This window comes from Ruegeria sp. YKSF57 (assembly GCF_059612585.1).
On the sequence record NZ_JBXWQW010000011.1, the window covers coordinates 1 to 21,317 of the forward strand.

A 21,317-nucleotide genomic window follows, 5' to 3' on the forward strand; every position below is an offset into this window, starting at 1 on the left:
CCGCCAGCGTGACAACGGTAATTCCATCCGTCACCTGACGCCCCCGGTCAGTCATCCCGGAAAAACCCCAGTGGCGCAATGCAAAGCCAAATGCAGCCGCCGCCAGAATGACGGCCAACAGACGACCTGCGGCCTGCAGCACCGACGCCAGCGCTCCAAACTGGGGCAGCAGTGTAAAAACCGGAATACAGGTCAGCGGCAGGATGGCAGTACCGAGGATCAACAGACGTAGGGCCGGGGAGGGATCATGGTTGAGCAGGATCGTCAGATTCGCAGACGCGGTGACCGACGGGGCCGCCAGCATCAGGGCAACAGCCAGCGCAAGCGGCGACAACGGCAGGTCGAAAATCGCCAGCACAGCGAGAAAAACCAGCGGCATGACCAATTGCAGAACCAGCGCCGTTGCCGAGGTCCTGGCCATTGCATGCAGGCTTTCCACAGTGTCGCGTGGACCGATGCGAAACGCCGTCAGAAACAAAAGCAGCGCCACCATCTCGGGGATCCACGCCCGCAGGGTGCCTGCAAGGCCCGGCAAGGCGATCCCCGCAACCAGGCCGCAAATCAGGGCCAACTTGCCGTGACGGGCAACGAATGAAAGTGCGGAATGAATCATGGGAGCTGGGACTTGGGGCTTGGAAAAGTCTGGAGTGGGCCAGACGGCCCACTCCATGCTCTCGCAGCAGGTTTATCCGCCACCCGGCGCCTGCCGGATATTTTCAGGCAACCACGTTGCGATCTCGGGGAAGGCGATCAGCACAAAGACCATCAACACCATGATCAGGAACATCGGAAACGCCGCGCGCGCGATGAAGCCCATTTCATGATGCGTCATGCCTTGCAGCACGAACAGGTTGAACCCGATCGGCGGCGTGATCTGCGCCATCTCGACGACAACGACGATGAAAATGCCGAACCAGATCAGATCGATGCCCGCCTGCCTCACCATCGGCTCGACCACAGCCATGGTCAGCACCACCGACGAGATACCGTCAAGGAACATGCCCAGGATGATGTAGAATACCAGCAAGACCATCAGCAACTGGAATTTGCTGAGTTCAAGCTGAGCAATCAGATCCGCCAATCCGCGCGGCAGGCCGGTAAAGCCCATCGACAGCGACAGAAAGGCGGCTCCGGCCAGGATCAGCGCGATCATCGCGCTGGTGCGGGTGGCCCCCATCAGGCTTTCAGTAAATGTCTGCCAGCTGAGCGAGCCCTGGCTGGCAGCCAGGATCAGCCCGCCGATGACGCCGAATGCTGCGGCCTCGGTCGCGGTGGCATAGCCCAGGTACATCGATCCGATCACCACCAGGATCAGGCAGATCACTGGCAGAAGAAATCGCGAATTTGCAAGCCTTTGCCCCAGTGTCAGCGGCGGTTCCTGCGCCGGGTTCCATGTCTTGGACACCCGCGAGGAGATTGCCACATAAGCCATGAACATCGTGGCCAGCACCAGACCGGGCAGGATACCTGCGAAAAACAGTTTCGAAATCGACTCGTTGATGGTCACGCCATAGACGATCAGCGTCAGCGACGGCGGTATCATCAGGCCAAGCGTGGCCGCGCCCGCCAGCGTGCCGATTATCATCGGTTCGGGGTATTGCCGTTTTCGCAGTTCGGGGATCGACATTTTGCCCACCGTTGTCAACGTTGCAGCGGACGACCCCGACACGGCGGCAAACACGGTACAGCCCACGATATTGGTGTGCACCAAACCGCCGGGCAGCCCGGCCATCCAAGGGGCCAGCCCCTTGAACATATCCTCGGATAGCCGCGTTCGATACAGGATTTCGCCCATCCAGATGAACAGTGGAAGTGCGGTCAGCGTCCACGAGGACGATGCTGTCCAGATCGTGGTCAGCATTACGTCGCCAACCGGGCGGGTGGTGAACAGCTCCATCCCCACCCAGGCCACACCCATCAGCGCAAGGCCGACCCAGACGCCGGTTCCCAGCAGAAGGAAGAGCACAAAGAGAAAGAGAATGATGATCGAGAAATCTTCCATTACCTTACTCCCCAAAGCTCTGATCGACGAGATCGCGTTTGATGCGGTGCTCGCCGCTGATGATCAGGCTGATCAGGTGGTCCGTCAGAGCGATGGCAAAGATTACTGCGCCCAACAGCATGACGGATTGCGGTATCCACAGGGCGGTTCTGTCTTGTCCCTGACTGATATCGTTGAACTTCCACGACCAGTAAACGAATTTGACGCAGTAGCGGACGAAGAACCATGCAATTGCCGTGCCGATTGCAAAACACCATATGTTGACCACGCGTTGCATGGTCGGGCCAACCGCATTCAAAAGGATCGAAACACGGATATGCGCACCGCGGTTCAGCGCGTTGGCAAAGGCCAGGAACGAGGCCGCCGCCATGGCGTAGCCCGCATAATCCGGTGCGCCGGGAAATACCTCGCCCGTCCAGCGGGCAATCATCTGGATCACGATCAGCACAAGGATCGCGATCAGGCAAAGCGCGGCAAGAATACCAGAGCCGAGGTACAGGAAATCTAGGGCGGAGCGAAGCCGCTGGGCCATTGTCATGATGCCCCCCTGTTTTTTGCTGATTGGGAATGGGGCAGGCACCATCGCCCGCCCCGGTCCGGAGTCATTCCGACTTGGACGCCTTGAAGGCTTCGACGATCGCCGCACCGTCGGCACCGGCGGCCTCCAGCCATTCGGCTGTCATGGTTTCACCGATCTGCTGCAGCTCGCCCTTCAGTTGATCGCTGGCCTTGGCCACGGTCATACCGCCGTCGCTGAGACCCTTCAGGGTAAAGTCGGTGTATTGGACTGCGCGCCAGGTACCCGCGTATTCCGCCAGTTCCGCACAGCCCTGGATCACGGCCTTGTTCGCGTCCGAAACGCCCGACCAGGTGTCCGAATTCACCATGACATAGTTGCGCGGCAGCCAGGCATCCACTTCGTAGAAGTAATTCAGGCTTTCCCAGACTTTGCGGTCATAGCCGGTTGCGCCCGAACTGACCATCGAATCCGCAACGCCGGTGGCGAATGCCTGGCTGATTTCGGCCGCCTCGATGGTGACCGGCAACATCCCGGTCAGTTCCGCCAAACGCGCGGTGGCGTTGTTGTATGAGCGGAACTTGATGCCCTTCATGTCAGCGACCGAATTCACTTCGTCCCGGAAGTAAAGGCCCTGCGGCGGCCACGGTACCGAATAGATCAGGGTCAGGTTCTGGTCGGCAAGTACCTTTTCAAGAGTTGGCTTTGCCGCCTTCCACAGTTTTTCAGCGTCGTCAAAGGACGTCGCCAGGAACGGGATCGAGTCGACGCCGAAGATTGCGTCTTCGTTCTGGTGACCCGACAACAAGCGTTCGCCGATCGGCACTTGTCCGGTCTGGATGGCGCGCTTGATCTGTGCGCCGGGGAACAACGAACCCGACGGGTGCGTCACGATCTCGATTTCGCCTTGGGTGCCGGTCGTCACGCATTTGGCGAATTCCGCGCCGGTCACCGAATGAAAGTTCGAGCCGGAATAGGCCATTGGCATGTCCCATTTCTCGGCCATGGCCGGCATCGCCGCAGCCGCAGTCAGGGCAGTTGCCGTCATCAGTTTCGCAAGTGTTTTCATGGTTTTCTCCCTGGTGTGAAGTGTTTGATTGCGTGGTTGTTAATGCCCGGCCTTCGTATAGCGTGCCGGTGAATAGACGCTCAGGTCAACATTTGGCTGTCGCCCCGAGATGAGTTGGGCCAGCAAACGGCCCGTTTTGGGGCCGCCTGTCAGCCCAACATGATGGTGTCCGAACCCGGTGAACGCGCCCTTGATGTGCGGCAACTCTCCGATCACCGGGATTGAATCCGCCGGGGCAGGGCGGTGGCCCAGCCATTCTGTCACCTCGGCGGCTTTCAGGTCTGGAAAGACCGCTTTGGCGCTTTTTCGCAGCAACTCGATGGGACCCTCCGAAGCGCCCGCTTCAAGACCACCGAATTCGACCACACCTGCCAATCGCAAGCGCCCATCCATCGGGGTTGCGACGATTTTCCGGGCTGCCACCATAACGGGGGCCTTCGGCATGATCGACGGTTCCCAGAATTCGATGTGGTATCCGCGCTCCGCCTCCAACGGGATGTTCAGACCCAGTTTCCTGGTCAACGGACCCGACCATGCGCCGGTAGCGATGACCGCTGCATCGCAGGCAATGTTCTGCCCGGCGGCACGTACTGCGATGACATGCCCGTTTTCATGCACGATGTCCTCGGCATCCGCCCTTACCAGCTGTCCGCCTTGTGCCTGAAAATGCCCGGCAAGGTCCTTGACATATCGGCCCGGGTCGGCGATTCGGCCATGATCCTTCAGGCGCACCGCAAAGGTCAGGTCGGAGGCGAATATGGGATCGTAGGCGTGGAACTCCTGCGCGTCGAACTCGTCCCAGGTGAAACCGTGTTTGCGCCGCAAGCCCCAACCGAACGCATCTTCCCGGAAATGCGGGCGATCATTGTAGACGAACAGGTAATCCGACGGCTTGATCCATTTCTCGGCCCCCGTTCCCTGTGCAAGTGCCAGATGGTCTTGCAGGCTGTCGCCCACGATCGGAGCCAGAGCCGCCGCCGCCCGTTCAGCACCACTGGTATTGGCGTTGCCCAGGTACTTGAGCAGCCACGGCGCCAGTTTCGGCAAATAGCCCCATCGCAGAAACAGCGGCTGATTAGGGTCGAACAACATGCGCGGCGCCTTGGGCAGCAGGCCGGGAACGGTCACCGGCACGATCGAGCAGGACGCCAAAATGCCGCCATTGCCGAACGAGGTGCCCTCGGCCGGGCCTTTCTTATCGATCAGGATGACCCTGTGGCCATCCCGCTGCAGCCATATTGCGGTCGAAACCCCGACGATGCCGGCGCCGACGATGGCAATGGTTTTGGGCGTTTCAGTCATGATGCCCTCCACGGGTTCGCTGCTGAACGGACCGATTCGATTGGACATAGAGTGCCACATAGGGAAAAAACGTCAACAAAATGTTGACAAAGTGACGGTGAATAATATTCTGACGTCATGTCAAAATCCATTCTTGGCCCCATTGTATCTTCTGCTCACCTGGCCGAAGGGAGCTTTCCGGAAGTATCCGAGTTTGAATTCGGGCTGATCATCGCCGGACATGCCTTTGCCCGCTGGACGGTGCGCGCCATGGCCGCCGCCGGTTATTCCGGCCTGTCCTCGCTGGACGTATTGGTGCTGCACACGGTCCGCCATCGGGACCGCCCCAAAAAGCTGGCCGATATCTGTCATGTACTGAACGTCGAAGACACGCATACGGTCAATTACGCGATCAAGAAACTCAGCGCGGCAGGGTTGGTCAAACAGGGCCGTCAGGGCAAGGAAAAGACTGTCGAAGCCACGCCAGAAGGCGCCGCTGCCTGCACGCGATATGGCGAGATACGCGAGGCGCTCTTGCTGGAAGCGATGCAGGAAATCGGTGTCGAAGCCGAACAGCTTAGCCGGGTGTCCGCGCTGATGCGCCTGATGTCCGGGCAATACGACCAGGCCGCGCGTGGCGCCAGCGTGTTCTGAACACCGCGCGTTCATGTCGATTTCCGAACGCTGTAGTGATCAAGCTTGTCCAGATCGGGTCGCCCTCCCAACCCCGGACCGTCCGGGACGACAACCTGGCCATCCTTGACGGCAAATGGCGTCTCCAGAATGTCCTCTTTCAGGAAATACAAAGCCTGATAGAACTCGCAGCCCAGCGTTATCTCGGGCGTCGCGGCGATCATGTGGGTTCCGGCCAGATGCGCCAGCCCGGCCTCGAACATATCACCGCCATAGGCCGTCAACCCGTGTGCCGCTGCCATCCGCGCAACCGTCTGAGCGCGGGACAAACCGCCTGATTTCATGATCTTGACCGACACGCCGTCGCAAATGCCCTCGCGCGCGGCGCGCGCCATGTCTTCCGGCCCGAACACGCTTTCATCCGCCAAAAGGGGAACATTGGTCAAGCCTCGCAGCTGCGCCATCATGTCGAAATGGTGGTACCTGACAGGCTGTTCGATGAAATCCGGGGTAAAGCGGGCCACATCCAGCACGCGCGGCACCGCTTCTTCGATCTCAAGCCCCTGATTGTAGTCGACCCGCACGCGGAACTCGGGAAAGTCCTGAGCGATCCGTTCAAGCCGCATGATGTCAAAGGCATGGTCCTTGAACCCGGTCTTGAGCTTGATAAGCCCGACCTTGTCGGTACGCAGGCGCTCCATCAACTCGATATCCGCCCCAAAATCCGGATTGGCGATAGAACAGCTTAGCGGAATCGTGTCGCGACACTTGCCCCCAAGCAGGGACCAGACCGGCTGACCGCTGATCTGCCCGGCCAGATCCAGCAACGCGGTTTCCAGCGCTGCCTTGGCCTCGGTGCAATGGGCCACCGCGCGGGCGGCTTGGGCCATTATTGCTGCCCTGTCACCAACACTCCGGCCAACCACCAGTGGGCGAAGGTACCGGTCCAGCGCGGCATAGCTTGCCTCGGGGGTTCCGGTGAAAACCGACCAGGGTGAGGCCTCGCCAAACCCTTGAGCACCACCCTCGGCGGTCAGGCGCAAAACGACGATTTCACAGGTTCCCTCGACCCGTCCGATGCCATGATCCCTTGCGGAAACGACGGGCAATTTCAGGTGCCACAGATCAAATCCGGTGATGGTTTGCAAAAGATCCACGCTGTCCTCCCCCAAGGTCAAGAACAGTGTGCGGCGTCATTTTCATCATTTCAAATACTAATATTTTTGCAATGCATCAGCAAAAATGATGTATAGTGTTATATGGCCTCCTTCTTTCGCCACTATCAGGCTTTTCACGCCATTATCGAAACCGGGACCGTGACACGCGCGGCCGAGCAGCTTGGCGTCTCGCAGCCGGCCATTTCCAACCTTCTGGGGCAACTGGAGCGCCACTCCAAGCTCAAGCTCTTCGAGCGCAGCAGGGGCCGCTTGCTGCCGACGCCCGAAGCGATGGTGCTGTACGAGGAAATCGATACCGTGGTCCGGGGCCTTGACCATGTGAATCAAGCGGTGGTGGACTTGCAGAACCAAAAGGCCGGCCAGTTGCAGGTGGCGACCAGCCACGCCATGGCCTTTGGGTTCATGCCAGGAGAAATCGCGCGGTTTGCCGAGGACAAGCCGAACCTGACCATCGCGTTTCAGTCTCAGTACTCATCGAAGATACAGGAATGGGTCGCCGCGGGCCTGTTCGAGATAGGGATCTGCGAACCCCCTTTGCGCCAGGACGGCCTGGACTATACGCCCTTCTTCTTCGAGATCCTTTGCGCGGTTCCGCAAAATAGCCCACTGGTCGAACATAAAGTGCTGACCCCGAGGCTGCTGGATGATATCCCGTTTATCGTGATGGGTGCGGATCACATGGTCACCCGGCGTGCGCGCGAGGCGTTCCATACCGACGGGGCCAACATGAAAACGAGATGCCACACTGATCTGTTCCGAAACGCGTTGAATCTGGTCAAGCAGGGGCTGGGAGTGACCTTTGTCGATCCCTTCACCCTGTCCAGTGACGACCGCGAAGGATATGTGCTGCGCCGTTTTGTGCCGCAGATCGTGCTGGACGTGGTCATCGTCACCGCGCGCGGGCGCCCGATTTCGGCGATCGGGGAACAATTCCTGTCGCAGGTCTCGGCCAGTATGAGTCGCCTTGCAATATCTCCTGCCGTCGCCAGGTTGTGACAGTTCATCGGCCATCTGATACGCGACTTATCCTGAGAGCACTGGACGTTCTGGCGATCTTGCCAGAGAAAGCATGTGCGCCAGGCAAGAGTTGAACCTTGCACGACATTGCCCGCCAGCCTGCCGCCGATCACATGATCGGCCAAGACACAGAGGGAAGACAGACAGATGACCAAACACAGCCATTCCACTCACGATGCCCAGGCAGACGATCGCAACGAGAACATTCTGATCTACGTCGACGGCAAATTGGTACCCAAGCGCGAAGCAGTGGTTTCGGTCTATGACAGCGGATTCATGCTGGGCGACGGCATGTGGGAAGGGTTGCGCCTGTATGACGGCGAATGGGCCTTTTTCGACGACCACATGGACCGGCTGTTCAATTCGCTGAAATCGGTCTCGATAGACATCGGCATGGGGGCCGAAGACATCCGCAAGATTCTTGATGATACCGCCACGGCCAATGGCATGACAGGCGATGCCCATTGCCGCCTGATGATCACGCGCGGGCGCAAGGCCAAACCGTTCCAGCATCCGGGTCTGTCGAAATGGGGGCCGACCATCGTGGCCATCGTCGAGCATTCCACGCCCGCCGATAGCCTGCAATCGCGCGGTATCAGGCTGGCAACGGTCCCGCAGGTGCGCGGCTTGCCGATGAGTCAGGACGCCAAATACAACAGCCACTCCAAGCTGAACTGCGTGATCGCCTGCCTGCAGGCCGAGCAGGCCGGCGCGGATGAAGCGCTGATGCTGGACCCGCACGGGTTCGTCAACACCACCAACGCCTGCAATTTCTTCATCGTGCGCCGCGGCGAGGTTTGGACTTCGACGGGCGATTACTGCATGAACGGGGTCACCAGGCAAAAGGTGATCGACCTGTGCCGCGCCAACGGCATTCCGGTGCAGGAAAAGAACTATTCACTTTACGAGGCCTATGGCGCGGACGAGGCGTTTCTGACCGGCACCTTCGGGGCGCAGACGCCAGTGGCGGAAATCGACGGCAAACCGATCGGCGACCATACGGGCGCAGGCCCCATGACCTTGCGCCTTCGCCAACTCTACAAGGATCTGGTTGCGCAAAACGTGGTCGAGCAGAAGGCATCGAAAACGAAATAAGGGGCAGTGATGGCGGATTGGCCCGGATTACACGCCGGAACGTGGTTGAAATACGCGACGCGCCCGACGGGTAGAATATTCGTGGGAGCGGGCGGGGTCGACCCTGCGTGGCCGAACTCCGAAACTCCGTAACTGTACTGCCAGATGCGATGTTTGATGCCGGATCTCGGTTCAGCAAGAAACAGTCCCATTTCATATCGGCGGCAGTAACAGAAAATACTGTCGACCAACTGAATCTCGCCGGTCCGAGCGGCGCACATCGGGTGCTGGCGAGCCGACACCGCATCAGACAGACGACAAATCCGTGCACGAAATTGCCGCTCGCCTCCGCCTTTCCGTGCTATTTCAAAGGGTTCGAGTGGTTCCGTAAAAAATTCCCAAAGCTGCCGAATTGGCCTTGAATTTCCGTTGCTTGCGCGGATATACCCGTCGGCGGAGACGTGGCCGAGTGGTCGAAGGCGCTCCCCTGCTAAGGGAGTAGACGGGAAACCGTCTCGAGGGTTCGAATCCCTTCGTCTCCGCCATTTCACGGCTAACCTGCTGATATAAAACGATACTGGTTTTCGGGAAGGCCGAAATCCGCGCCCTGGTACAGTCAACTGGTACAGTGAGGGCACCGAATGTGCTCAAGCTCAGCATGGACACAGGCACATCGCTTGTCGACTTGGCCGCGAACAACATCGCGGGGAAGCGGCTCGCACCCCGGACACAGGAAAAGCGGCTGCGTTTCTTCTTGTCCATGCTCCGCTGGGCGAAAAAGCGCGGGCTGATAAAACAGGTTCCCAGTGAAGGTGTGAGCACCATGGTCGAGCCGAAGTCAGCCAGGGACGCAGGGAGACCGTGTTGGCTAATGGGCAAGGCGCGAAAAAGAGCCACCACTTGCCCGCACCGCGAGTGCTTGTGCAGCATCGACTGGCGAAAGCGGCACGAGTATCGCTGCGTTGCAGCTAATGTCGTCAGACCGGTTATTCAAAGCATCGAAAAGCCGTAGTCTTAAATTGCACTTTGACCGCATTCAGGCGCGACAATTGAGACGCGGATTTAAGTTGCCGTTCCCTGCAGGTCCGACCCTAAATCACCACAACGGCAGATTGACGCTGGACAGAACATTTCGGTGTTTCACGAGGCAACTTGGCTACTGGCAGTCTCAAAAACTATCTGTCTTGGCGGTGCCAGCACAGCGACTGGGCCAACTTCCTTGACTCTATGCTGGCTAAGAACCACAAGAGTGTATTGGTGAAAATTACTCGTTGCCGCGATGCTGCCGGCTTCGATGATCCAATGGCCTTCAGACCAATTGTAGCATGTGCCCCAGCATAGGAACGGGTTTGGCTGGGGTCTTCGCTATGAGCTCGTTCCTCGCAAGCATTCGCAACTGTCACCTGACAAGCCCCAGTCATCGCGTGACTCATGAAAGAAGGCGCCGTATGAACAGCACATGGCCAATAAATAGCGTGCTTGATGCCCGATAGATCAGGTCTCAGGCTCCGTTTCAATCAGTCATTCATCGTGTTTTCGCACGGCGTTCTTTGTTTAATCCCGGCACTCTTGTTGTTGTTCACAGGAACGCAGCTTCCTGCCCAAGCCACAGGCAATGCCGACGGATCGGTTTGTGACGAAGGTTTCGAAAACAAGAATGGATCGTGTCAAAGAACAGACGTACCAGAAAACGCATATCTGACGGGCAGTTCCTATGGCAGTGGCTGGGAATGCAATCATGGTTTCCAGCATGTCGGGGAGTTTTGCGAGGAAATCAATGTTCCTGAGAATGCCTATCTTGCATCAACCGGAGATCGATGGGAGTGCAATCGGCTCTTCCGCCGAGTCGGAGAAGAATGTGAAGAACTGATTGCGCCTCAAAATGGGTACGTCGAAACCCGGTTTGGCGCACAGGAAATACACTGCAACTGGGGATTTCGTAAGGAGGACCAGGAATGTGTTGCAATTAATGTCCCAAGCAACGGCCGTCTGACTGACAAAAACAGCGCGGATGGTTGGGTATGCCTCAGAGGTTACAGGGCAGCAGAGAGCGGCTGTGAGCCTGTGGCTATTCCAAAGCATGCATATCTAGCATCTGGAACTTTTTCCGGATGGAAATGCGAACGCGGTTTTCGCGCAAACCGGGACAGGTGCGTTGCGATCCTTGTCCCTTCAAACGCTCACTTGAATCGAAGAGGTGACGGATGGGAATGCAATCGGTCGTTCACACGACAGAACGACAAGTGCACCGAAAATGTGCCGAGACAATAGGTCGGTGGAAATCAATACCTCCTGACATATCCGGAAGGACGAAGCCGTGAACCATAACTCGATTGATGAAAATCTGGGTAAAAGCCTCAAAGCCGAAAAGGCTCGTCGCCGGTCCCACGGGATTAAGATATCTATTGCGTCAGCGGTGTTTGTTGCGGCGATAATTGTAGTGGTGTTTCTCTGATGCGTAAAAATGCCCCTCAAGTAACACTTCCGGGCTCAAAGATGTCAGCTCGTGGTCTGGAACAAAGAGCATTTCAGGACCGCAATGTTCGTAAGACGCGGAACGCTGACGTATCGGGAGTGATTGAAGAAGAGTTCGGAAAGTACTTGATTAAGGCAGGAATGCTGAGCGGTAACAGCGTTGCGCGCGCATTCCCCAAGCCGCCTGCTAAAACGCAGGCAATGATCGCCGACGCAGTTGGTGAAACACCCGCATTGGCCATTGAAGCACTAAAAAACACTCTCAAAGAGCGAGACAGAAAACGAAGCGGTCAACGCCGTTTGGAGGGAAACTCTGGCACCTTCGTTCCCAGTGAAAGAGAATATGCCGAGGCATTGCGCCAGATCAGGCTGACCCCTGCACAGGTTACAATGCTCAAAGCACTGACAATAGCAGGCAAGGAAGGTCTGACCATTGGTCACTTGTCTCAGGCGGCCGGTTACAAATCGCGCGAGGCGTCCGTCAAGGTCTTCAAGAAAATCGGGTTTTTGATCGCAGAATATCTGGAACTCGAACTTCCCGAAGGCGGGTCTGCTCAGAATGATGGCGCTGCTCAAGTCCTGGCATTTTCTCACGTCGAAAATGACGATAAACCAGCCACTTGGATCATGCATCAGGAACTGCGCGACGCCGTGCGTTCTATTCTATGACGAAAAATCAAGCACCTAAATACGAAGAGAGTTCCTGACCGCTCCAAATGCACGAAAGGTTGCACGCATAGCTTATGCTGAAGAAAAAATCATACCCGCTCGACCTGATCTATGTACCTGTGAAACGTGCAAAAACACTTGATCAGCAAAAAGTCCTGTCGCTGGCCGAAGATATCCTGAAGAACGGCCAGAAAACCCCGATTCAGATACGCGCGGACAACAAAAGGTTCGTACTGATTGAAGGCCTTCACCGACTAGAGGCCATTCGCGCCCTCGGAGGAGACACTGTCGAAGCCTACTTGGTGCGCGCCAGGCTACACTAAATTTTTGTTGGGATTGGCGTTCGACAAAGCCTCGGAAAACGTCAGCAGGCGCTGACTTTCTTCATCCCAAAGATGCAATCGCGCGCAGTGAAAGCTCTCATACAGAGTAATACGCTGGCAGTTTTCCAACTCGGAATGGTCACGCAAAACCTCGTTTAGCCGATAAAACGGTATGCGGCTGGCAAGGTGGTGAACATGGTGCACACCAATATTGGCAGAGAACCATCGCAGGATGCCTGGCAGGGCATAGTGAGAACTTCCATAGAATGCGGCGTTCTGAAGATTCCACACTTCTTCCCGCTCCCAGGTCGTGTGTTCAAACTGGTGTTGAATATAGAATAGCCAAATACCAATCGATGATGCGACAATCATGGTTGGCAGATAAACATACGCCAACACGTCAAAGCCTCCGGCCCAAATAACCAGAGGCAATAACCCTGCAATCGCGGCGTTTGTTCCCATCGCACTTGCCCAATACAGCCAGCCCGACCGCATGAAACCAAGAGGTAAGCGGTTTTGAAGAAAGAACGTATAGATCGGCACAATACCCAAAAGGAAGATGGGATTCCGGGTCAGACGATAAGCGGCACGCCCGAACCATTTCCGCTTCAGGTATTCCTCAACAGTCAATGTAGGGATGTCACCCATGCCACGTCGATCAAGGTTACCCGTTGAGGCGTGGTGAATCGCGTGGCTTTGTCGCCAAACGTCGTAGGGTGTCAGGGCAAGAATACCCAGAACCCGGCCTGTCCAATTGCAAACGGTTCGGTTTCTAAAGAAAGATCCATGACCACAATCATGCATAATGATGAAGATACGGACCAGAAACGCGGCATTCAGGATGGACAGTAATATTGCGACCCAGACACTAAAAGATAACGCAAACCACGCTATAGCCCATAGCGCAAATAATGGGACAACAGTGACCGAAAGTTCAAAAACACTGCGCTTCGCATCGGCCACACGATATTGCGCGAGTACCCGCGTCCAGTCTTTTGGTTGCAACTTACGTGTTCTCCAACGGCTTTTAGTAGCCCATTGTGCAAACGGGCACCCCCAAAAGGGTGCCCGAAAAAGATCAAGCCAGTGCCAGATTGGCGGCGCTGTCGCGTCCGTCACGGCCGGCTTCAACGTCGAAGGTCACCTTCTGGCCATCCTTCAATTCGCTGATGCCGGAACGTTCAAGTGCCGAGACATGCACGAATACATCGCGCTTACCGTCTTCAGGCTCGATGAAGCCAAAACCTTTGGTCGAGTTGAACCATTTTACTGTGCCATTTGCCATGGTGGAAGTCTCCTAATAATTGCCGCCCGCATGATTGCGGCGACTCGGCGTGGTCGGTCTGAATCGAAAGACTGAACGCCGAATTGAGGAGACAGCAGGTCGAAAAAGAAAAACGTAAGCCTAATGTATATGGACTTCGAGTACGCACGATACAAGCCTTGATTCAGTGGAGTAAAACAGAGGATTTGAATCTCCCTGGCTCAAGTCAGGATAAAGAGCACCAGAGCCGTTGCTAAAGCACGCTTTGTCTGTGTCCTGCTCATTGCCGGACAAACGCTTGCTGCGCCCGGAATGAATGGTCCGTCTTCATGCCGCAGTGCCGCGCCAACGATGATGCACATGTGATAAAACCTATGCTGCGAGCGCGCGCAGCGAAAATCTCCAAGGTACAGTTTGGGCTCACGGACTAACCCGCTCTCGCGGCAAGGGGCAGCGTCACGGCCCTTGTTGAAACTGGTTGGAATCAGTCTGACAGCACCCTTCTTTCCACAAGCCCCTGTTCTTGCGGATCGGAAAGATTGGAACGGCATCGCGCTCGATGATGGCATTGTTACAGCGGCGCGTGTCGCAGGCGCCATCGGCGATCACGGTGCCGATCGGCTCGTCCGGCGGGGTCTGGCTGGGCAGGTCAGATAGTACTGGGCTGGCCGCCCCCAGGCCTGAACACCTAACCCGGAATGATCGTCAGCCGGTCGTTCAGCCACGGCAGCCGCGCCACCGCCGGATCGATCATATGCGCCTGCATCAGGCGGCGCATCATCTCGGCCACGTCGCGCGGCACCTGATCGGACCAGTCCGACCGGGTGTACAGGGAAATCCGGCGCGAGAAATCCCCGAACGGCACCGGAAACACGTCGATATCGTCGTGGAACCGTTCGGCGCGCATATATCCCAGCGGTGTCGTCAGCGCCCAGCCCAGCCGCCGCCCCACCATCGCCATCAGCGCCAGATGCGAGCCGATCTCGAACCGCTCCTCGAATTCCAGCTTGTGCCGCGCCAGTTGCGCCTCGATCTGGCGGCTGATCAGCTGCTCGCGCGCATAGCGCAGAAACGGCAGGTCCGCCAGCGCCCCGGCCACATCGCCGCCCTCGGGAACCGCCCCTTTGGGCGCCACCAGAATGAAGGGGTCGTTGACCAGCGGATATTCCACCACCCCTTCCAGCATCTCGCCGCTATGGGCCGAGACCGCCAGATGCAGCCGCTGCGAGGCCAGCGCCTCGAAGATTTCGAGGCTGGGCAGGGTGACCAGCTTGAACTTGCTGCGGGTCAGGCTGTCGGCCAGCAACGTCGCCAGCCGCGGCGTCAGGTCATTGTCGAAATCGTCGATCAGCCCGATCGACAGCATGCTCAGGTGGCCCAGATCCATCACCATCAGCTCGCTCTGGGCCTGTTGCAGTTCCGACAGCACCGCCTCGGCGCGGGTCTGGAAACCGCGCCCCGCCTGCGTCAGCCGCATCGGCCGCCGCGTGTGATCGACCAGATCGACGCCAAGCGCCTGTTCCAGATTGCGCAGCTGCTGGCTGACCGATGGCTGGCTGAGCCCGGTGACCTCGGCCGCCTGCGCCACCGAGCCGGTGCGCGCCAGCGCCGCGAACACTTCCAGCCCCCGCAGGGTCACACCCTTGATCACCATTCAACCGTCCCTTTCCGCTGCGCCATTTCTGAAAGGCCCCCGGCGTCAGGTCAAGCACTCAAACCCGGCACACCGCACTGGGGTGGCCGGGCAAACCCGTCAACACTGGGATCAAACCTTAGCGGCAGGCGGCCTGCGCCAGCTGCCCAAAGACCTCATACCGCTCCCACAGTGTGTCGTCCTCGGCGGTTTTCGACATCTTCACTTCCTGCGCCTGATGCGGGTCGGTGAACCACTTGGCCACGGTGCGCTGGTCGCCGCGTGACAAGGTGTCGTTGGCCACGCCCTGAATACAGTTGCACCGCTGACGCGTTGCCGCCTGACTGCCCGAGGCCATGCAGGCCCGCTGGATGTCGCCGCGCGCCGCAGAGGCGGTCGGAATCGCCGATGCCAGCAAGGCTGCGCCGAATGCGATGGTAAAGAGATGTTTCATGACTCTGCTCTCGTTTTGCCTGCCCGGAGGAATCTGTGCCCCTCTCGGCCGTGGGCAAAGTATGAATTAAACGGTCGCGTGGATCAATCATACGTTGCGAAAAAGTGATTACTCGATCCGGAAACGATACATTCCCACCATCCCCCGTAGGCCGGGCTTCAGCCCGGCACCGGTCAGGACAGGAAGGGGAGCCACCTTTCAATCGCCTTGATTAACGCTTCGATTTTTTCCGGATACGTTGCAGCATACCCCGCTCCGGTCGCCGGAATACCCCACTTGATCAAAGTATCGACCGCAAGATCGCCTTTGCCTGCGCACCATTTGAGAAAGCTTGCCAACCCAGATTTAAGCTTAGCAAGAATAGCCTCAATCCGCTCACGAGCAGGGCGTTCCTCTTCCAAAGCCGTCGAGAGTTCTTCGGTGGCTTCCCAGATCAAGGTTATCGCGCCGGACAAACGTTCATCTTCGATGCTCTCAGGAGGGTTGTTGCCTCCGATACCGTGGCGCGCAGACGTTCGAACCGTCAGGCTGTCTTTCATGTCCGATAAGGCTTTTTCGACGTCCCACCGCGCCTGAATTTGTTCGATTTCGCCAGCGACAGCTTCGGGACCGGCCTCCCAAACGGCATCGTCGATCAGCGCAACACGGCGCTGCAAGTCCCAGTCGAGGGGTTTGCCATCAAGGAAACCGGCGTACCAGTTCTGAAACCAGTCGGTCCCGATTTCACGTGCGACAATGTCGAAGAAAAATGCTGCGCGTTTGGACGCATGAGGGCTTTCCAGCAACCACAGTTTCAGAAGGAAAGGATTGTTTGCGTTGAAATCGTCGTTGAGCGCGTGATGCAGGTATTCTGTGGCCAGATTGCGAAGATCACCATCGGCATTGGCCGCGCCGCGAAAGTAGTTGTTCAATCTGCTGATCGAAGCACGACAGCAAGGCTCCGGCGCGCGCTCGCCGCTCAGCGCCAAAACGGCCTCGCCAATCGCGCCGAACCGAAAATCAAACGCGCCGACCTCTTCTCTAAAGGCGCGGTCGAATTCTTCGCCACGACGCCCCAACGTCTTTGGCAAATCCTTGCCCTCATACCCCACCACGCTGACCAGAAGGCGCAGGTATGAGCAAAGAAAATCATTCAGACGCTGCACCTTGTTGTCGCCCGACAGGTGCAACGCAACCGCAGCCGCCGCAGGCACCGACCGGAGGGCATTGCGCCTCAGAACATCGCGCAGCTTGATTTCATCGGCGCTCAGCAGCCAAGTATCAATCGTTTCGTTGCTCAGGGTCGGTGCGCCGTCGTTCTCCACCTTGACCGCCTTAAAAAACCCGCTAATACGCGGAACATGACAGACCTCGCTCATATCCGCAATTTCTCCATCGTCGCGCATATCGACCATGGCAAATCCACCCTTGCCGACCGGCTCATCCAGGAGACCGGGACGGTGCAGGATCGTGACATGAAGGAACAACTGCTCGACGCCATGGATATCGAGCGCGAGCGGGGCATCACCATCAAGGCCAACACCGTCCGCATCGACTATACCGCCGACAATGGCGAGGCCTATGTGCTGAACCTGATCGACACGCCCGGCCATGTCGACTTCGCCTACGAGGTCAGCCGCTCCATGCGCGCGGTCGAAGGCTCCCTGCTGGTTGTGGACAGCACCCAGGGGGTCGAGGCGCAGACGCTGGCGAACGTCTATCAGGCCATCGACGCCGATCATGAAATCGTGCCGGTGCTCAACAAGATTGATCTGCCCGCCTCCGATTGCGACCGCGTGGCCGAACAGATCGAGGACGTGATCGGCATAGACGCATCCGGCGCCATCCGGGTCAGCGCCAAGACCGGGCAGGGCATCCACGAAACGCTGGAGGCCATCGTCGCGCATCTGCCCGCGCCCAAGGGCACGCTTGATGCGCCGCTCAAGGCGATGCTGGTGGATTCTTGGTACGACAGCTATCTCGGCGTCATCGTTCTGGTCCGCATCATGGACGGCGTGCTGAAAAAGGGCATGCGGGTCAAGTTCATGTCGAACGGCACCCTGCACCATGTCGACCGCATCGGCGTCTTCCGCCCCGCGATGCAGGTGGTCGACCAGCTTGGCCCCGGCGAAATCGGCTTTCTCACCGCCTCGATCAAACAGGTCCGCGACACCCGCGTTGGCGACACCATCACCAATGACCGCAACGGCACCGAAAAGGCGCTGCCCGGCTTCAAACCGGCGCAGCCGGTGGTGTTCTGTGGCCTCTTCCCGGTGGATTCAGCCGAATTCGAAGACCTCCGCGACGCGATCGACAAGCTGGCGCTGAACGACGCCTCCTTCAGCTTCGAGATGGAAACCTCCGCCGCGCTGGGCTTCGGCTTCCGCTGCGGCTTTCTGGGCCTTCTCCACCTCGAGGTGATCCGCGACCGCATCGAACGCGAATACGATATCGAACTGATCACCACCGCGCCGTCGGTGATCTATCACGTCTTCATGAAGGACGGCGAAAAGATCGAACTGCACAACCCCGCCGACATGCCCGACCTGTCCAAGGTCGACCACCTTGAGGAACCGCGCATCAAGGCCACCATCCTTGTGCCCGACGAATTCCTCGGCGACGTGCTGAAACTCTGCCAGGACCGCCGCGGCATCCAGATGGACCTGACCTATGCGGGCCAGCGCGCCATGGTCGTCTATGACCTGCCCCTGAACGAGGTCGTCTTTGACTTCTACGACCGCCTGAAATCGGTGACCAAGGGCTATGCCAGCTTCGACTACCAGCTCACCGGCTACCGTCAGGACAATCTGGTCAAGATGTCGATCCTTGTGAATGACGAACCGGTCGATGCGCTGTCGACCATGGTTCACCGCGACCGGGCCGAGATGCGCGGCCGCGCGATGTGCGAAAAGCTCAAGGACCTGATCCCGCGCCACATGTTCAAGATCCCGATCCAGGCCGCCATCGGAGGCAAGGTCATAGCCCGCGAGACCCTGTCCGCCCTGCGCAAGGACGTGACCGCCAAATGCTACGGAGGCGACGCCACCCGGAAACGCAAACTGCTGGACAAGCAGAAGGCGGGGAAGAAGAAGATGCGCCAGTTCGGGAAGGTCGATATCCCGCAGGAGGCGTTTATTTCAGCGTTGAAGATGGATAGTTGACGCGTGTCTGATTTTCTTTGCCCTATTTGGGGAACTAAAGCGGAGCCTCGCATCAGCCACGGCGACAATAATGAACTTGTGTCTTTCCGAGCCGGGGGTCATTACAAGATAACTGGCACCGCTCTTGCGATGATGCGAAGCTGGGGTGAAGATAAGGATCAAGAAAGAGCCGCCTTGTCTCAGGCAATCTTGGAAGCAAACATCAATGGTGGCATATTTCTAATCACTTCTAATGATCTTAAGGTGGGGGCGAGCGTACTTAAGCCACGCACTTACCGAGATAACCTAAATCTACTTCTGAAAGCGGCGGCACATAAAGTCCCAATCCTGGGTGAGTCCGTTTTTACCCATGGCTTTGTAAACTACGATCCAGATTGGGACTATGTTGTCGCCCTAGCTTGGCAGGAAACTCGTCCCGATGAGAGGTTTGAGCCATATGTTTTGGAGTATTTTGATTTTGCCGCAAGGCATGGCTTAGCTCGCATCGAAAAGAATGAATGCTACCTGACGCTCGAAGGCTATGAATTCATCGAAAGCTTGGGGATAAGTAGCAATTCCGGCGACTCGATATTTGTTGCGATGTGGTTCGGAAGCGCTGAGGTAAATTCATTCTACGAGAATGCTGTAAAACCCGCGATCGAAGGCGCTGGCTACAACTGTGTAAGGATTGATCAAACTCATCACAATGAGCGGATTGATGAGATGATTCTGGCTGAAATTCGAAAGTCAAAAGCCGTATTAGTCGATGTGACTTGTGGACTTGCTAAACCTCTAGAGTGGTCAAAATCCGACACGGTCGGAGCGCCAAGAGGCGGAGTCTACTTTGAAGCTGGTTTTGCGGCGGGGTTGGGACGTCCAATCATCTGGTGTGTGCAACAAGAAGTTGCTGACACGGAAAACGTCGTTCATTTTGACGTCAGGCAATACAATCAAATTCGATGGCAGCAAGACCACGAAAGCAATAGAGAATTGATCAAAGCCAGAATAGAAGCCACGCTTGGGCGCGGGAACGCATTTCCACATTCTAGCTAAGGACCAGTTGCTTAAGCTCCACTTGGTCCTCTAAACCCACATTTCAACCCACCCGCCCGGCGGCACCGCCGGGCCGCGTCATGCTGAAAGCATGCCTCCGGCATGACCCGCCCGTCGAACCGAAGGTTCGCCTTTGGCGAAACAAACCAAAGGTTTGCCTCCGGCAAAACGGGCGGCGCGTTTGCGCCCCGGGGCTCCGCCCGTTCGCGGCCTTCGGTTCCGATCACACCCGTTGCATTTATCTCCGTAGGGCGGGCTTCAGCCCGCCATCCAACCCGGGCAACAGGCGCCAATCCGATGCATTGGCGGCACATATTGGCGGGCTGAAGCCCGCCCTACGCTACCGGATCACTGACGGGCCTCCGCCCGGTCGGCCCTGAAACGGTCCACTGGACCGTTTCCAAGACGGGCCTCACCCCCTCCGCCCGGTCGCGGCCCTCGGTTCTGCCCACGCCCGTTGCATTTTTCTCCGTAGGGCGGGCTTCAGCCCGCCATCCAACCCGAGCAACAGGCGCCAATCCGATGCATTGGCGGCACATATTGGCGGGCTGAAGCCCGCTCTACGCTACCGGATCACTAATGACGCTCCGCCCGTTCGGCCCTGAAACGGTCCTCTGGACCGTTTCCAGGACGGGCCTTACCCCTCATAAGCCAACCACCGCCGATCCCAAACCCTCCGACCAAAGTCCGCAGTACCGCCCGCCGGAAAAGTGGTATCATTCCGACACCTTTGTGGGAGGATACCCTGATGAAACATCTGACAATCGCTGCCGCCTTCTGCCTGCTGGCCATGCCCGCCCTTGCCGGGCAATGCCCCACCGACATTGCCGCCATCAACGCCGCGCTGGATGCGGGCACCGACCTGACCGACGAGCAGATCGTACAGGTCGAGGCATGGCGCGACGAGGGGCAGCAACTGCATGACGCGGGCGATCACAGCGCCTCGGTCGAGACGCTGGCCCAGGCCAAAGAGATGCTGGGCCTCAACTGACACCGGCATCATGGGGGCGTGCGGCGTCACCCCGCCGCGCGACCCATCAATCGGCGCCACCACCGGATCTGGTCGCGCTGCATCACCTCTCCGCCCTCCACCGGGTCCAGCCCGCCGCGCTGCAGGATGCGCCGTTCCTCGGCGCGGGTCATCTGCACCTCGCGCACCCGCAGCGCCGCCTCGCGCGCGGTGACATAGGTGCCGTCCGGCCCCGGCTCCATCCCCGGAATGCCCCTGCCGCGCGACCACCAGCCGCGCAGCCCGCTCAGCGGGTGCCGCCAGCCGATCTGTTCGTTGTCCGACAGGTCCCAGATGCGCTCTGCCTCGGGGATCGAAACCAGCGCCGCCAGCGCCCGCCCGCGCCGGGTCAGGATGATCACCTCGCGCGGGTCCTGGGCGCGGGTCACAAGCTGGCTCAGCTCGGCGCGGGCGCGGGAAATCGGGATGAGCATGGGCGAATCTCCTTTGTACGATTCGGACAACCGGGGGTCTGAAACTGGGACATTTCGGTAAATTCGGCCCTGCCGCGGCGTACGATCGCCTTTGCACCTGCAGAAAGACGCGA

20 protein-coding genes, 1 tRNA gene and 1 pseudogene are annotated in these 21,317 nt (G+C 58.2%); 9 read left to right on the forward strand and 13 right to left on the reverse strand.

What is annotated here, in order from left to right:
* The 5 genes from AC2FLX_RS06395 to AC2FLX_RS06415 all read right to left on the reverse strand — a co-directional run.
* The coding region (locus AC2FLX_RS06395) for a hypothetical protein (protein WP_496875395.1) at positions 1–613 on the reverse strand (613 nt) is incomplete at its 3' end.
* Positions 614–685: 72 nt separating this feature from the next.
* On the reverse strand, positions 686–2,002 hold the full coding sequence (locus tag AC2FLX_RS06400; protein WP_480749378.1) for a TRAP transporter large permease: 1,317 nt from the start codon (positions 2,000–2,002) through the stop codon (positions 686–688).
* 4 nt (positions 2,003–2,006) lie between these two features.
* Entirely contained in the window at positions 2,007–2,540 is a 534-nt protein-coding gene (locus AC2FLX_RS06405) for a TRAP transporter small permease (RefSeq protein WP_480749377.1), read from the reverse strand.
* A 64-nt stretch (positions 2,541–2,604) separates the two neighbouring features.
* Positions 2,605–3,588, reverse strand: a complete 984-nt coding sequence (locus AC2FLX_RS06410; RefSeq protein ID WP_480749376.1) for a TRAP transporter substrate-binding protein — start codon at positions 3,586–3,588, stop codon at positions 2,605–2,607.
* 39 nt (positions 3,589–3,627) lie between these two features.
* Positions 3,628–4,890: an NAD(P)/FAD-dependent oxidoreductase gene (locus tag AC2FLX_RS06415; RefSeq protein WP_480749375.1), complete on the reverse strand. Its 1,263-nt coding sequence runs from the start codon at positions 4,888–4,890 to the stop codon at positions 3,628–3,630.
* Positions 4,891–5,007: 117 nt separating this feature from the next.
* Between AC2FLX_RS06415 and AC2FLX_RS06420 the strand changes: the two genes are divergently transcribed.
* Complete coding sequence (locus tag AC2FLX_RS06420) at positions 5,008–5,523, forward strand: winged helix DNA-binding protein (RefSeq protein WP_480749374.1); 516 nt, start codon at positions 5,008–5,010, stop codon at positions 5,521–5,523.
* 11 nt (positions 5,524–5,534) lie between these two features.
* Here AC2FLX_RS06420 and AC2FLX_RS06425 read toward each other — a convergent pair whose 3' ends face one another.
* Positions 5,535–6,659, reverse strand: a complete 1,125-nt coding sequence (locus tag AC2FLX_RS06425) for an enolase C-terminal domain-like protein (RefSeq protein WP_480749373.1) — start codon at positions 6,657–6,659, stop codon at positions 5,535–5,537.
* A gap of 102 nt (positions 6,660–6,761) precedes the next feature.
* Here AC2FLX_RS06425 and AC2FLX_RS06430 point away from each other — a divergent pair, with 102 nt between their 5' ends.
* From AC2FLX_RS06430 to AC2FLX_RS06450, 5 genes are all read left to right on the forward strand, one after another.
* Positions 6,762–7,676 (forward strand): LysR family transcriptional regulator, encoded by a 915-nt coding sequence (locus AC2FLX_RS06430; RefSeq protein ID WP_480749372.1) that lies wholly within the window; start codon positions 6,762–6,764, stop codon positions 7,674–7,676.
* 168 nt (positions 7,677–7,844) lie between these two features.
* The gene (locus AC2FLX_RS06435; RefSeq protein WP_480749371.1) at positions 7,845–8,792 is read left to right on the forward strand and encodes an aminotransferase class IV; all 948 of its coding nucleotides are present in this window, start codon (positions 7,845–7,847) and stop codon (positions 8,790–8,792) included.
* A 434-nt stretch (positions 8,793–9,226) separates the two neighbouring features.
* A tRNA-Ser gene (locus tag AC2FLX_RS06440) sits at positions 9,227–9,316 on the forward strand.
* 1,909 nt (positions 9,317–11,225) lie between these two features.
* Complete coding sequence (locus tag AC2FLX_RS06445) at positions 11,226–11,915, forward strand: hypothetical protein (RefSeq protein WP_480749076.1); 690 nt, start codon at positions 11,226–11,228, stop codon at positions 11,913–11,915.
* Positions 11,916–11,989: 74 nt separating this feature from the next.
* On the forward strand, positions 11,990–12,238 hold the full coding sequence (locus AC2FLX_RS06450; RefSeq protein ID WP_480749077.1) for a ParB N-terminal domain-containing protein: 249 nt from the start codon (positions 11,990–11,992) through the stop codon (positions 12,236–12,238).
* Here the strand turns inward: AC2FLX_RS06450 and AC2FLX_RS06455 are convergent.
* From AC2FLX_RS06455 to AC2FLX_RS06480, 6 genes and pseudogenes are all read right to left on the reverse strand, one after another.
* A complete protein-coding gene (locus tag AC2FLX_RS06455) occupies positions 12,230–13,243 on the reverse strand; it encodes a fatty acid desaturase (RefSeq protein ID WP_496748291.1) in 1,014 nt (337 codons plus the stop codon). The genes AC2FLX_RS06450 and AC2FLX_RS06455 overlap by 9 nt on opposite strands.
* Positions 13,244–13,316: 73 nt before the next feature.
* On the reverse strand, positions 13,317–13,523 hold the full coding sequence (locus AC2FLX_RS06460) for a cold-shock protein (RefSeq protein ID WP_480749079.1): 207 nt from the start codon (positions 13,521–13,523) through the stop codon (positions 13,317–13,319).
* A 474-nt stretch (positions 13,524–13,997) separates the two neighbouring features.
* Positions 13,998–14,168, reverse strand: a pseudogene (locus AC2FLX_RS06465) (IS5/IS1182 family transposase); the annotation flags it as partial.
* Positions 14,169–14,190: 22 nt separating this feature from the next.
* A complete protein-coding gene (locus AC2FLX_RS06470; protein WP_480749080.1) occupies positions 14,191–15,156 on the reverse strand; it encodes a LysR family transcriptional regulator in 966 nt (321 codons plus the stop codon).
* A gap of 118 nt (positions 15,157–15,274) precedes the next feature.
* Complete coding sequence (locus AC2FLX_RS06475; RefSeq protein WP_480749081.1) at positions 15,275–15,589, reverse strand: hypothetical protein; 315 nt, start codon at positions 15,587–15,589, stop codon at positions 15,275–15,277.
* A 173-nt stretch (positions 15,590–15,762) separates the two neighbouring features.
* Complete coding sequence (locus AC2FLX_RS06480; protein ID WP_496810052.1) at positions 15,763–16,947, reverse strand: hypothetical protein; 1,185 nt, start codon at positions 16,945–16,947, stop codon at positions 15,763–15,765.
* Between AC2FLX_RS06480 and lepA the strand changes: the two genes are divergently transcribed.
* The 3 genes from lepA to AC2FLX_RS06495 all read left to right on the forward strand — a co-directional run bounded on the left by lepA (position 16,930) and on the right by AC2FLX_RS06495 (position 20,752).
* The gene (lepA, locus tag AC2FLX_RS06485) at positions 16,930–18,729 is read left to right on the forward strand and encodes a translation elongation factor 4 (protein ID WP_496810051.1); all 1,800 of its coding nucleotides are present in this window, start codon (positions 16,930–16,932) and stop codon (positions 18,727–18,729) included. The two genes, AC2FLX_RS06480 and lepA, sit on opposite strands and share 18 nt — an antisense overlap.
* A gap of 3 nt (positions 18,730–18,732) precedes the next feature.
* The gene (locus AC2FLX_RS06490; RefSeq protein WP_496810050.1) at positions 18,733–19,761 is read left to right on the forward strand and encodes a hypothetical protein; all 1,029 of its coding nucleotides are present in this window, start codon (positions 18,733–18,735) and stop codon (positions 19,759–19,761) included.
* Between the two features lie 748 nt (positions 19,762–20,509).
* Entirely contained in the window at positions 20,510–20,752 is a 243-nt protein-coding gene (locus AC2FLX_RS06495; RefSeq protein ID WP_480749085.1) for a PA2433 domain-containing protein, read from the forward strand.
* A 26-nt stretch (positions 20,753–20,778) separates the two neighbouring features.
* On the opposite strand, the gene AC2FLX_RS06500 is transcribed toward AC2FLX_RS06495, so the two are convergent.
* Entirely contained in the window at positions 20,779–21,234 is a 456-nt protein-coding gene (locus AC2FLX_RS06500) for a type II toxin-antitoxin system Phd/YefM family antitoxin (protein WP_496810049.1), read from the reverse strand.
* Between the last annotated feature and the right edge of the window lie 83 nt (positions 21,235–21,317).

Excerpts from the sequence above, each read along its gene's own strand:
- AC2FLX_RS06400 (WP_480749378.1), bottom strand. The coding sequence starts at position 2,002 with ATGGAAGATTTCTCGATCATCATTCTCTTTCTCTTTGTGCTCTTCCTT.
- AC2FLX_RS06405 (WP_480749377.1), bottom strand. The coding sequence starts at position 2,540 with ATGACAATGGCCCAGCGGCTTCGCTCCGCCCTAGATTTCCTGTACCTC.
- AC2FLX_RS06410 (WP_480749376.1), bottom strand. The coding sequence starts at position 3,588 with ATGAAAACACTTGCGAAACTGATGACGGCAACTGCCCTGACTGCGGCT.
- AC2FLX_RS06415 (WP_480749375.1), bottom strand. The coding sequence starts at position 4,890 with ATGACTGAAACGCCCAAAACCATTGCCATCGTCGGCGCCGGCATCGTC.
- AC2FLX_RS06420 (WP_480749374.1), top strand. The coding sequence starts at position 5,008 with ATGTCAAAATCCATTCTTGGCCCCATTGTATCTTCTGCTCACCTGGCC.
- AC2FLX_RS06430 (WP_480749372.1), top strand. The coding sequence starts at position 6,762 with ATGGCCTCCTTCTTTCGCCACTATCAGGCTTTTCACGCCATTATCGAA.
- AC2FLX_RS06435 (WP_480749371.1), top strand. The coding sequence starts at position 7,845 with ATGACCAAACACAGCCATTCCACTCACGATGCCCAGGCAGACGATCGC.
- AC2FLX_RS06445 (WP_480749076.1), top strand. The coding sequence starts at position 11,226 with ATGCGTAAAAATGCCCCTCAAGTAACACTTCCGGGCTCAAAGATGTCA.
- AC2FLX_RS06450 (WP_480749077.1), top strand. The coding sequence starts at position 11,990 with ATGCTGAAGAAAAAATCATACCCGCTCGACCTGATCTATGTACCTGTG.
- AC2FLX_RS06460 (WP_480749079.1), bottom strand. The coding sequence starts at position 13,523 with ATGGCAAATGGCACAGTAAAATGGTTCAACTCGACCAAAGGTTTTGGC.
- AC2FLX_RS06470 (WP_480749080.1), bottom strand. The coding sequence starts at position 15,156 with ATGGTGATCAAGGGTGTGACCCTGCGGGGGCTGGAAGTGTTCGCGGCG.
- AC2FLX_RS06475 (WP_480749081.1), bottom strand. The coding sequence starts at position 15,589 with ATGAAACATCTCTTTACCATCGCATTCGGCGCAGCCTTGCTGGCATCG.
- lepA (WP_496810051.1), top strand. The coding sequence starts at position 16,930 with ATGACAGACCTCGCTCATATCCGCAATTTCTCCATCGTCGCGCATATC.
- AC2FLX_RS06480 (WP_496810052.1), bottom strand. The coding sequence starts at position 16,947 with ATGAGCGAGGTCTGTCATGTTCCGCGTATTAGCGGGTTTTTTAAGGCG.
- AC2FLX_RS06495 (WP_480749085.1), top strand. The coding sequence starts at position 20,510 with ATGAAACATCTGACAATCGCTGCCGCCTTCTGCCTGCTGGCCATGCCC.